At 24.7% G+C, this 12,898-nt stretch carries 11 protein-coding genes; 9 read left to right on the top strand and 2 right to left on the bottom strand.

Going from position 1 to position 12,898, the window contains the following annotated elements; genetic code table 11:
- The first annotated feature begins 102 nt into the window (after positions 1-102).
- Both IC175_RS01905 and IC175_RS01900 read left to right on the top strand, forming a co-directional pair.
- Complete coding sequence (locus tag IC175_RS01905; RefSeq protein ID WP_227851043.1) at positions 103-786, top strand: methyltransferase family protein; 684 nt, start codon at positions 103-105, stop codon at positions 784-786.
- Positions 787-1,035: 249 nt separating this feature from the next.
- Entirely contained in the window at positions 1,036-2,781 is a 1,746-nt protein-coding gene (locus tag IC175_RS01900; protein ID WP_227851042.1) for a cell wall-binding repeat-containing protein, read from the top strand.
- An 87-nt stretch (positions 2,782-2,868) separates the two neighbouring features.
- Here IC175_RS01900 and IC175_RS01895 read toward each other — a convergent pair whose 3' ends face one another.
- Entirely contained in the window at positions 2,869-3,471 is a 603-nt protein-coding gene (locus IC175_RS01895; protein WP_227483126.1) for a flavodoxin family protein, read from the bottom strand.
- Between the two features lie 677 nt (positions 3,472-4,148).
- Here IC175_RS01895 and IC175_RS01890 point away from each other — a divergent pair.
- Entirely contained in the window at positions 4,149-5,360 is a 1,212-nt protein-coding gene (locus IC175_RS01890) for a pyridoxal-dependent decarboxylase (RefSeq protein WP_227851041.1), read from the top strand.
- A 413-nt stretch (positions 5,361-5,773) separates the two neighbouring features.
- On the opposite strand, the gene IC175_RS01885 is transcribed toward IC175_RS01890, so the two are convergent.
- Positions 5,774-6,247, bottom strand: coding sequence for a DUF2798 domain-containing protein (locus IC175_RS01885; RefSeq protein ID WP_227436019.1), 474 nt, complete (start codon positions 6,245-6,247; stop codon positions 5,774-5,776).
- A 650-nt stretch (positions 6,248-6,897) separates the two neighbouring features.
- Between IC175_RS01885 and IC175_RS01880 the strand changes: the two genes are divergently transcribed.
- The 6 genes from IC175_RS01880 to IC175_RS01855 all read left to right on the top strand — a co-directional run bounded on the left by IC175_RS01880 (position 6,898) and on the right by IC175_RS01855 (position 12,873).
- On the top strand, positions 6,898-7,275 hold the full coding sequence (locus IC175_RS01880) for a BlaI/MecI/CopY family transcriptional regulator (protein WP_227436021.1): 378 nt from the start codon (positions 6,898-6,900) through the stop codon (positions 7,273-7,275).
- 530 nt (positions 7,276-7,805) lie between these two features.
- Positions 7,806-8,474, top strand: coding sequence for a histidine kinase (locus IC175_RS01875; RefSeq protein ID WP_227851040.1), 669 nt, complete (start codon positions 7,806-7,808; stop codon positions 8,472-8,474).
- Between the two features lie 1,129 nt (positions 8,475-9,603).
- Entirely contained in the window at positions 9,604-9,945 is a 342-nt protein-coding gene (locus IC175_RS01870) for a LytTR family transcriptional regulator DNA-binding domain-containing protein (RefSeq protein WP_227436024.1), read from the top strand.
- Positions 9,946-10,328: 383 nt separating this feature from the next.
- The gene (locus tag IC175_RS01865; protein WP_227483122.1) at positions 10,329-10,748 is read left to right on the top strand and encodes a DUF1653 domain-containing protein; all 420 of its coding nucleotides are present in this window, start codon (positions 10,329-10,331) and stop codon (positions 10,746-10,748) included.
- Positions 10,749-10,953: 205 nt separating this feature from the next.
- On the top strand, positions 10,954-11,595 hold the full coding sequence (locus IC175_RS01860) for a histidine phosphatase family protein (RefSeq protein ID WP_227436028.1): 642 nt from the start codon (positions 10,954-10,956) through the stop codon (positions 11,593-11,595).
- Positions 11,596-11,619: 24 nt separating this feature from the next.
- On the top strand, positions 11,620-12,873 hold the full coding sequence (locus tag IC175_RS01855; protein WP_227834351.1) for an NAD(P)/FAD-dependent oxidoreductase: 1,254 nt from the start codon (positions 11,620-11,622) through the stop codon (positions 12,871-12,873).
- Positions 12,874-12,898 lie beyond the last annotated feature (25 nt).

Below are 12,898 nucleotides of genomic sequence, written 5' to 3'. Positions count from 1 at the left end.
CTTAATTTTTTATTAACTTATAATTGTTTTCTATATTTATCTTAATTTATCTTACATATAGTTTATTGCTTTTATAGAAAAAAGCTGTGCTGGAGGTTTTAAATGCAAGAAAAAATAAAATCTTTATACATTTTAGCAAGTGTATCTGTTATTGCTTTTATATTAGTTTTAGCATGCTTAATTTTTGGTTTAACTGGTACAATTGATTTTTGGCAAGGATGGATATTTCTGACTGCCTTTTGTATTCCAACTTGTATAATTACAATTTACGTGATGATTAATGACCCAGTATTACTTGAACGTCGCATCAAATCAAAGGAAACACGTCCACAACAAATACTTGGTCAAAGTATCGCTGGATTTCTTTTCTTATTTGGATTGCTAGGAGTACCAGCTCTAGACAACCGCTTTGCTTGGTCTAGTATTCCAATTATTTTGACAATAATATCAGATGTACTTATTTTAATTGGATTTATAATTGTATTCTTTGTTTTTCGCTACAATTCTTTTACATCAAAAGTTATAGTTGTTATGAGTAATCAAAAAGTAATTACTGATGGACCATATTCAGTTGTGCGACACCCTATGTATCTAGGCGCTATATTAATTATACTTTTTACACCTCTAGCACTGAATTCATGGTGGGGAATGATTGCTGCAATTCCTTTATGCATAATAGTTGTGTTTCGTATATTAGATGAAGAAAAGTTGCTTAGTGCTGAACTTGATGGGTATAAAGAATATTGTCAAAAAACAAAATATCGTATTATACCTTATATTTGGTAGAGTGCAAATTTTTAGTTTATTAATCGGATTAAATAACCTTGGTAAAAAGTCGAACATTTTAAGCTGTATTTCTATTTATTAATTAATAGTCAAGTAATTAATAAATAGAAATACAGCTTTTTTATATTAAATAATTTTAGGTGAATAGATATTTAATTATAAAATTATGCTATAATTTGTAAGTAAAGAGGTAAATTTATAAAAATTAAAAAAATAATTAATTATAATAAGGGGGAAATATTAGGAATTATGAATAAAAAGTTCAAAAAATTCAGTAAAAAAATAGGTATATCAACTTTGGCTTTGACTCTAATTCTTTTTAATAGTTTAACTGCAAGTGCACAAATCAAAGAAGATTCTATAATAGGAACTGATAGATATGAAACAGCAGGGCTTATAGCAGATAGGCAGACTTATGACACTGTAATATTGGTTAATGGAGATAAAAATTTATCTGATGGACTTTCATCAAGTGGACTAGCTGGGGCTATTAACGCGCCAATACTTTTGACTAAAAAGGATGAAATACCAAAAGCCACTTCAAATAGACTAGATAACAAGAATTTGAACGTTGTAAAAAAAGTGTACATAATTGGTGGTTATAATACTATTGAAAGTTCCGTGGAAAAAGATATAAAAAGAAAAGGTATTGAAGTAGAAAGGATAAGTGGAAATAATAGAATTGAAACTAGTTACAATGTAGCAAAAAAAATAAATGAAGTTAGTAAGGTAAAAGATGTCATGTTGACAAATGGGTTTGTAGGAGAGGCTGATGCTATGAGCATAGCACCTGTAGCTGCAAAAAACAAAGGAGCTATAATACTTACAGATGGTAAATCAATTCCATTTAAGATTGAAGGATTAAATATTTATGCTATAGGTGGCAAATCTGCAATAAATGAGGATTTGGTAAGGGAGACTAATGCAACTAGAGTTGGTGGAAATGATAGATTTGAAACCAATAAAAAAGTAATAGAAAAGTTTTATAATGAATCAACTGACTTTTACATAACAAGAGGATATCAATTAGTAGATGCATTAACACTATCTCCTCTAGCAAAAGAAAAGCCAATTGTTTTAGTTGCTGATGGAAGTAATAAAAGTATTTTAAAAGGAGCTAAAAGTATAACAAAAGTTGGAGGAATTGATGCCAATATATATAAACAATGTTTAGATATGGTGGAATATAATAATATGAATATAACTCCAAATATTGTAAAACACTTAACTTCAATTGAAGGAAATGAAGTTTCTGAAGTATATATAGAAACTGATAATTTAGGTGTAGTTGTTGAAAAGACGAATACTGATAAATTTGAGTTTGATTATGTAAGTGTAACTAATGAAAAAAATTGTACTTTTTCTGTGAATAAAGAGACTGCTTCTAATAATGGAAAAAATGGAAAGTTGGTTGTAAGTGCTAAGAAAACAATAGAGAAGAAAGATGGTCCCTTGCAAGATATGAATGGCGATAATATGATAAATGCAAATAAAGATAAGAGAGTAAATGTAATAAAGATTGGAATTCCAGATAAAGTGTATTCTAATTTTAAAGTAGATGTTGAACGAGGCTCAGTAGAACTTTATAATATTAAGGGGGGAGCTAGAGTTGATGTCAATGATGGAATTGCGAAAGTTATCGATAAAAGTGTAACATATCCTTTTAATATAAATACTAATAGTGGGATTTCAGGTGTAACAGCCGAAACTATATCATCTGAGATAAAGTTTAGAGGAAACAATGGAATTGTAAATGTAACAGCTACAAATATAAGTGGCAATATAAGTTTGTTTGGAAAGGACAGCAAAGATACCTTTGATGGCATATTCAAATTAAACTTGAAAAAAGAACCATCAAATTTACACTTGAAGTTGATTGGAAATGGTCTGAATAAATTACCAGAAGGTTGGTCTAAAGATTATATCTTAGGAAATGGACAACCAATTGTCGAAGTTAAAAACAGTGGCATAAATAATATATCAATTGGAGAATAAAAACATATAAAAATAGAGCTTATATAATTTTAAAATTATTATAAGCTCTATTTATATTACCAATACTTTCCATGTAGCATTATGTACTTAACAGTTATCTGCTTTAAATGAATTCTCTAAAATATCATAAATTTGTTTTGCAAATTGACGAGAATGTTCTTCTTTTTCTGTATCCATAAAATTAGGCTTACCTAAATCACGTTCAACAAGCATTCCTATATATTTTAACTGTGAATGTTTGCAATAACGCTTTATACCATCTTCCCAGATATCAGCTCCTTTTTCAGGTCTATATCCACAAGTTGTAATAAGTGCTACTGATTTTCCTGACCATAGTGCTGGTCCTTTTTCATCACCATAGTATTTATTCATACCATATACCAATCTATCGAGCAATGCTTTCATTGGAGAAGTGCAATACCAAGAATAAATTGGAGTTGCAAGAATAATTAAATCACACATAAGAACCTTTTTGAAAATTTTATGAACATCATCTTGACGACAACATCCAAAAGAAGATAAATTTTCTTGACATTTTTTACAGGCAATACAAGGTTCTATTTGATAATCATACAACCATAACATTTCAAGATTTGCATTATAGTTTTCTAGTTCTTCTATAAATGGTTCTAAAATAGAAGCAGTATTACCATTTTTCTTAGGGCTTCCCATAAGAATACATACTTTCATATTAACACCTCCATATTATTTTAAAATAATGTTTAATGATATAGTAATATTTAAATTTTATAAAAACTTTTTAAATATATATTCTATAAAATGAGTTTCATTTCATTTAGTAGTTTAAAACCAACAGCCTAAAGAAGTGATTTTAGAAAACTAGCAATATTAGTAACTATGTAGAATGCTAATAAAATTAAAATCATCCATGTAAAAATATGATTTTTGTATGGATATATCTTATTAATTCTTTTTCCAATACGTACCAGTAAAATATACATTAAAAAATATGCTAAAAAGACCATTAAAAATTTCATATATAACCTCACAATTTTAAAGTTTCATATAAATTTAGGATACTACGAGAATACATTAACAACAATACACTTTTTTAATCTGTAATAAAGTTGAAATAAATCATTCAAAAAATTAGGCAAAAACAATTAAGATTGGATATAAAATATATTCAATATAATAATTTTAAGTTATATTTTTTTATTAGATAGATGAATTTATGGCATAAAAACTTATAAATATTACTATTGAATGTTTACTATATAAAATACTTGAAATGCATACTTTAAGCATATGTATATAGTTAACTATACCAATCTATAGTAAAATATATTATAAACAGTATAGGAACTTAATTAATAAAATCATCTATAACTTTGGAGGTATAAAATATGTATTTAAATCAAGAATATAGTTTTATAAAAGAACATGCACCATGTTATATATATGATGAGATTAATATAATCGAAAGGTGTATGGAGTTAAAAAATAGTATTTTAGGTTTTGATTTTTTATATTCCATCAAAACAAATCCATATAATAAAATTGTAAAAAGCATTGCTAAACAAGGGTTTGGAACAGATGCAGCATCCATGAAAGAAGTATTGATTTCAAAAGAATGTGGAGTGGATAGAGATAATATTTACTATTCTGCACCAGGAAAGCTAGAAGAGGAGCTAGAAGCTGTTTTAGATAAGTGTATAATTATTGCAGATAGTATAACAGAAATAGAACTTATAAATAAAATATCAGAAAAACAAAATAAAAAAATTAAAATAGGCATAAGAATAAATCCTGCTTTTACTATGGATGATGATAGCTCTATATCAAGCAAGTTTGGTATTGATATAGAAGATATAGATAATGTTTTTAAAATACTAAATCTTTGTAACTATATATCTGTGGTTGGAATTCATATACATATTAAATCTCAAGTGTTAGATTTTGAAAAGTTAGGATGTTATTATGAAAAATGTTTTCTCATAGCACTAAATTTAAATAAAAGTGAACATATAAATATTGAATTTATAAATTTTGGTAGTGGTATTGGAGTAGTATATGACAATCTTAAAGAAAGTCCAGTTAATCTTAAAAAGCTTTCAATATTAACTGAAAAGATTGTTTCTACTAATGCAAATACATTAAAGGCTAGACTCTTTATTGAATCAGGTCGTTTTGTAGTTTGCACATCAGGTAATTACTATACTAAAATTGTCGATATTAAGGTATCAAGAGGGATAAAGTATCTTGTTGTAAGAAATGGTCTTAATGGATTTATGAGACCTATTATTTCTAATTTAATTGAGAAAGTAACTTGTGGTGTAGAATTAGAAGGGCAAGAACCATTATATACATCAAATCATGCATTTTATTTTTCAGTATTAAGTAGTTCAGAAGAAGAAGAATATGTAACAATAGTTGGAAATCTTTGTACATCATTAGATGTGTTAGCTAATAATGTTAAATTAAAAAAGGCAGTTATAGGAGATGTGATTTCAATTAATAATGCAGGTAGTTACTCATATTCTCTATCTCCAGTAATGTTTTCAAGCTATGAATTTCCTAAACAATACTATAGAAGAAAAGATGGATGGATTGAGTAAATTTTTATGATATATTAAAACTGGAATACTTTACATTTACTGACTTTTGATAAGTAAAAGTTGAAATATCCTTTGATGGTTAAAAAAGAGATAAATGTAAATTTTATAAAATGTTAGCAAAAGAAATATCAAAAATTTGAAATAAAAAGATTTATAAAGAACATACATAAAATTTAACTTAAGATTTTAATTTCAGTTTTAATAAATAGAAAAGATGAAAAATTAGATGTAAATAAATTAAATGAATTTGAATAGTATTTCATAAATCTAAAATACGATTAAGAATAAATTTGCTGGCAAAATAAATTTGGTAATAAATTTATTTTGCCATTAATTAAAAATTATTGTATAGTGTAGTAGTTTGCTTTAGGATAAACATACTTATAGTATAAAGTTTTATGTAGTTTTGTGAATTATAAACAGTCTACAATTGTTCCTTCAGGAAATAATCTCCTAAAAACAAATCTCACTAAAGGGCCTGCAATTAGTAGTTGCAACGGCAATGCAATGATAAAGTTGTTGAGTATATTAACAGCCCATACAAATAAGGTTGTGCTAGAGAAACCAACTGATTCAATGGCTCCAAATAAAGACATACATATAACCATCCCACATACCATACAACTTGATATAACAATGGCCTTTGCAATTTGTTTACTTTGTGGATTTACAATGCAAAATGCAATTTTTTTAGCAATTTTAGAAACAATAAACCAATCAAAAATCATACCTACTACATAGGCTAGCGGAAACCCCATCCAAGCATTTTTTACAGTTTCTGATGAAAGACCTTCATGTAAAGAGATATTATAGATACTCATAAAAAATACCATAAAAGCACACATAAGCACTGTGAATATCAAACTTTCTTTTTTATTTTGTGGCATACTTATTTACCTCCCAATTTAATTTATTTATATTAGGATTATACATTAAGAAAAATTTTAGTGTAAGTAATTTTTTTTATTTTTCATTTTTTTATTTAATTGAAAATTATTTTGATATAATGAAAAATTAAATTTAAATATAGGATATGATTTTAAGAGGATAAGTAATTAGAATAGTTATTATAAATTAAGTTACAGTTTATGAAAATTACTATTTTATATTGTCTAAAATAAGATAGAATAAATCAAAGATTTAAAAAAAACTTTAACTTAAAAATAGACATATTATTGAAATCTAAATTAATCTTAAGAAGAATATTCCAAAAAATTAAATACAAATACACTTTTAGTTTTTTGAAATCATTTCTCTACAAAAATAGGAAATATAAACATGTCTATGATATATATGGTCTCTAATATATGAATCAATAAGAAAATTTAAATTTTTATTTCTTTGATAATCTATATCTTATTTATGTACTTAAATTTATTATGTAGAATAATCATTACTTATGTAATTTGTTATAGAATTATAGCAAGAAATAAATTATGGAAAAAATTGGAAAATATTATTATCGACAAAATCTTTGACTTAAAAACTATATTGCGATAGTATTAATTTAATAAAAGTTTGAGAGGGGCGTAAGGCTATGACAATTTCAAAAATACCACAAGCAGAGTTAAAAGTTATGAAGTTTATTTGGGAGAAAAATGATACAGTAACATCAAAAGAAACTATTGAAGCTATGGAACAAAAATATGGATGGAAACAAACAACAACATTGACACTTTTATCAAGACTTGTTAAAAAGCATTTCTTGAATGCAGAAAAAATAGATAGATATACTCATTATACGATAGTTGTTGGTCACAAAGAATATTTGAATGTTGAGACAAAAGATTTTTTAAGTAATATACATGATAATTCTTTACAAAGTTTACTTTCAGCATTACATGAAGATGAAGTGATTGACAAAGATGCATTAGATTTATTTGAAAATCATTTTAAAAATTTAAAGGATGAATAAATATATGTATTTATATGTTTAAGTTTTTAATAGATAGATATATACAAAAATCTATATTGGTATTATTTAATAAGTTACCAACTATTTATAAATTGATGATTAATAGGCGTAAATTCAATAAAATACCTATTAATAATTAAAGTAAGTGGTATCAAGTTAAATGATACCACCTATTTTAGTTCTCCATGCTTTTAGCTTTAAAAATAATTTTTTAATTCATTACTTTTCCTTAATTCAAGCCGTTATTTTATTTAATCATATCAAACTTCCTTAATTGTTTCTAATTGTTCTTAGAGTCAACTTATATTTTTGAGCATAATTAAAATAAAATGAGGAAATAATTTTTATATTTTCTAATTGTAATGTTAACAATTTAGTGGTTAATATTTCGTTAGTTGATTTTATACTATTATTAAAATCATTAAGTGATAATATCAAATTTAAGTGCCATTTTATGTTATAATTAGTATGTATTTTTAATGGTATATTTTATTGTGAAGATATAAATTAATTATTTTTGGGGAGTTATTATGTTAGACACGTTTATAACAATTGTTTCTTCTATTATAGAGATATGGGCATGCAAGAAAGTTTTTGATTATACAAGTAAAGTAAAAACTAATTTAATGAAACTAAATATATCTTTCTTATTTTCTATTTTTCTTATTATCGGTTCTTTTTATATAAATGTAGGAGCTAATGATAGAATATGGATATGTATTCTTATAACTTTTATTTTTTATAAGTCTAATTATAAGGTCAATATATATAAATGTTTAGTGGTTTTGTTTTTTTATTGGATGGTGTTAATAGGTATAAATGCATTGAGTATGCTATTAGTAGTTTCAATGAACAATTTAGATAATATGAATATTTTACTTAGTGGAAATTTATACAGGTATGAAGCTATCTTTTTTGGCAAATTGATTTTAATTATATTATTATACATTTATAAAATTTCTTGTACTAATTTTAAAATTAGTAAAAAAGAATTGTATATATGTGTTCCAATGATAGCAAATTTATTATCATTTTTTATACTTTACGATTATGTTATTAATCTTATAAAGATTTCTCCTGAAAGAAGAGTTGTCTTTCTAGCAATAGTTTTACTATTGATATTATCCAATATCTCAATATTTGCATTAATACGTATAATACTTAAAATTAAAGAGAAAAAAGATAATATAATAAATTAATTAATACATATAAAAATAGCTTAGTATATATTTCTAATTGATATATTATAGCTTATTTGTTTTAAAAGATTGAAAATTGAATTATCTGGTGAAGTAGATAAAGTTGATTATGCTAAGACTTTCTAAAATGAGCGTATTAGTGACATAAGTAAGATTACATAAATGTATTCTCAAGTTGTATGGTAGAAGAACTGATAATATTTAAAAAATTATCAAGTTTTAGTTTATAGAGCAGTTTATTTTAACATATAGACTGTTTTTTTATGTCTATAACTATACCATGTAACATTTGTAAAATTACTTATAGATTTTTTAATAACTTCAAGAAATGCCTATTTTGTAAGGAGAGATATTAGTAAATATAAAAAAATGTAATATTAACATCCTAGCTATGTATCAACCAAAATCACTTTTATGCGTTTTTTATATCTAGACATATGTGTAACAACTATATTGCAACACATGTACTCAAGTGAAAAACACTCTGAACAGACTCCAGTTACTCTGCAAGGTGTTTTACGTTTTCCATTTGCTTCTAGTTCAGAACAAGCAAATGTTCGAATTCTTTCAACAGAAATTAAAAAAATTTACAAATATGAACTTCATTGTTTTTTTGAAAAAATGAAATGTATGTGTAAAATATATGGGAACACTTTTATCAAGTTTTTATAGTAAAAAGATTATATTATTAAATTTGCTTAGATATAACTTGAGGGAGTAACAGAATATCAAAAAAGAAATACATAAATATACATATATATTTATAATATGTCTATTGAGATTTTAATTGATAATTAAGAAGTATAAAATTATTTTAACAAATTCATAATTAAATCTTAATTTTTTAAATTATACATATAAAAGTCAATATTTACTTTTATATGTATAATTTTACACAATTTTATTGAAAAGTTATTTTATTAAAGAAATATGTATTTATAATTACTGATGTTATTTATAATAAGCTATTTTAACTTTAAAAATTAATGTTAAAAAAAGAGTCTGTAGGTCAGTATCAAAAATAACTTTATAAATATCTCAAATAGACTAATCTTACATATATTTCCGATAGATTATATTGATAAAAAACACTAAAATTAAATTAATAAGAATACTTGGAGGGATGGTAATGAAAGAGGAATGTTTTATTAATATTGAATACGAAGATAAACGTTTTTCAATTAACATTAAAGAAATTTTGTACATAGAAAAGCAAGAGTATGAATCAAAAATTTATACAGAAAATGGAACTTATTATATTGGAGAAAATTCTTCTAGTGTAAGAAAACTACTGAAAGAAGAAAATTTTTTCAAATGCAGTAACAGTTATATTGTAAATTTAGATAAGTGTGAATTTTATCTCAGCAATAATTGTATTTTTGTAGGAAATAATTTTATAAGAGTTTTAGGTTTAGATAGAAAAAAGAAATTAGAAAAGAAGTTAGAAAAATTATATGATTATAAATATTAACTTTGAGAGGCTGTATTTTATACAGCCTCTTTATTTATTTTATTGTATTATTAATAAACTTTAAATTATGATAAAATATAAGACAAGCATTGCTTTTAATAAATAAAATATAGGATAAGTTTTATATAACTATATGATTTTATATAACTACATAATAAGAAAAGTAGAATATATTTATATAAATAAAAATTAAATTCATAAACAACTAAATATATTATATGATGTGTAAAAATATTAGACAAATTATAATATATAATTTGAATATTAAAAATTGCTGTATTTTGAAAAAGTTTAAATAACTTAGTTTGTAAATTTATTTTAAAATAAAAAATAATAAGATAAAGCATATTTTTTAAAAAATACATATAGGAGAGGATAGTAAAATGGATAAACCAAAAAATAGTCTAAACATTGATGAAAGAAAATTAAAATGTCCTTGTATTTATAAGCATTTTAAAGGAAAATATTATGCTACAATGGGATTGAGCAAAGCCATTGATAATAATGATATAGAAAAAATCTGTGAAACATACAATGAAAAAGGTTCAACTAAAAACAAAATTAGGTATAAGCTAGATGTTAAGCATACTGAGCTAGATGAAAATATTTATATATATATAGACATGAATGGAAGTTTTTATCATAAAAAAGAAAAAGATAATAATAATTTGGTTTTATATAAAACTCTATATGATGATACAGGGATATTTGCAAGGCCATTAGATATGTTTTTATCAAAAGTAGATAGAGATAGGTATTTTAATCCAATTCAAGAATATAGATTTGAAGAATTTTATAAATAAAATATGATGATTATTTTTTATAAGTTGATAAAAAACCTGTTATTATATAATAAATTGTGGTAAATATAAATAGTATGAGCTAAGAAGGATATATTAGATTAAGTTATAAAATAGAAACATAGTAAACTATTATATGGTATAATTAAAGTTTGAGAAGTGACAATTTATATTTAATAAAAAATAGACAGATATATTAGGAGGAAATATGGGAAATACTTTTTATATAGTAAGACATGGACAAACAGACTGGAACTTATTAGGAAAAACACAAGGTCATGGTAACTCTGACCTTACACCACAAGGGATAGAACAAGCAAGAGAACTTTCTGAAGACATTGGTAAGTATTCGATTGATTATATTTTTAGTAGTGATTTAGGAAGAGCAATGCAAACAGCTCAAATTTTAGGTGATAAGCTCAATATTGAAGTACAAAAAACTGAAGCACTTAGAGAAATGGGATTTGGAGTTTGGGAAGGTCTTTTAATAAAAGAAATTCAAAAAGACTATTCAGATATATATTCAACATGGAGAAATGAGCCACATTTAGTAAATATACCAGAAGGAGAAACTCTTAAAATTATAAAAGAAAGAGTGGATACTTTTATAAAGGAATTAAATGAAAAATACAATGATAAAAATATAGTTCTTGTTACACATTCAATTACATTGAGGGTTATGTTACTATCATTCTTAGAGTCAGGTATGGAAAATATATACAGAATTAAGCAAGATAATACTGCTTTAAATATAGTAGAGTTTAAAGATTATGGTCCAGTAGTAATAAAGATGAATGATACAAGTCATATAAAAAATCATGTAAAAATAAATAATTCTGCACTTGAGTAAGTATCAAATTATAAGGAGAAGTTTATGAGTAAAGTTATAGTGGTTGGTGGAGGTCCATCTGGCATGATGGCAGCCTTGTCAGCTTCGAAAAATAATAATGAAGTAATATTGATTGAAAGAAATGGAGAGTTAGGGAGAAAGTTAAGAGCAACTGGTGGAGGTAGATGTAACTTTACCAACAATAGAGAGATAGAAGATTTTTTTGATAAGGTTGTGAACAATAAAAAATTTCTATACAGTAGCTTTTATACATTTACAAATAAAAATCTTATATCGTACTTTGAAAGTAAAAATTTAGAATATAAGATTGAAGAAGAAAATGACCACAAGGTCTATACTAAGAATGATAAGTCTATAGAAGTAATAGAATTATTAAATAAGGACTTAATTAATCATAATGTAAAGATAATGTATAATAAAAAAGTTGTGGATATTATAACTGAAGAAATTACTGAACAAGGTGACCATAACAATAATAAAGCAAATTATTCAATAAAAGGTGTCATTTTAGATAATGGAGATAAGATATTAGGAGATAAAGTCATTATATCAACTGGAGGAGTTAGTTATTCAAAAACAGGTTCAGATGGTTCAATGTATAAGGTTCTTCAAAATCATGGACATACATTAAATAAACTATATCCTGCTTTAGCGCCACTTACAATAGAAGAAAAATGGATTAAAGCTTTGCAAGGAATATCTATGAGAAATGTAGAAATATCTTGTAAGATTAAGAAAAAGAAAATATCAAAATCAGGAGACATGTTATTTGCACATTTTGGGATAACAGGTCCTTGTGTACTTATAATCTCTTCTTATATCAACAAGATTATTGAAAAAGATAAGATAGAATTAAATATAGATTTTTTACCAAACTTAGATGTCAATGAAATTTCTAATATAATTAGAGAATTTCCAAATAAAAATATCTTAAATAATCTTAAACAGATATTACCTCAAAACTTCTTAAAAGAAATTCTTTCTATATTATCTTTAAGTGATAAAAAAGCAAATGATTTATCTAAGGCTGATGAGATTAAAATTATTGAGTATATAAAAAATATGAAACTAACTTGTAATGGAACTACAGGGATAAACACTGGAATGGTTACTTCTGGTGGTATTTCAGTTAAAGAAATTAATTCTTCTACAATGGAGTCTAAGTTAATAAAGGATTTATTTTTTACAGGTGAGGTGATAGATGTAGATGCAGAAACTGGTGGATATAATTTACAAATAGCATTTTCAACTGGATATCTTGCAGGGATTAGTGTATAAGTTTTTGATAAGTCGATTATTAAAT

The sequence above is a fragment of the Clostridioides sp. ES-S-0123-01 genome, from assembly GCF_020658415.1.
GTDB lineage: Bacteria > Bacillota > Clostridia > Peptostreptococcales > Peptostreptococcaceae > Clostridioides.
The sequence above is the reverse complement of the archived record's forward strand: the minus strand, read 5'-3'. Positions and strand labels throughout refer to the sequence as shown.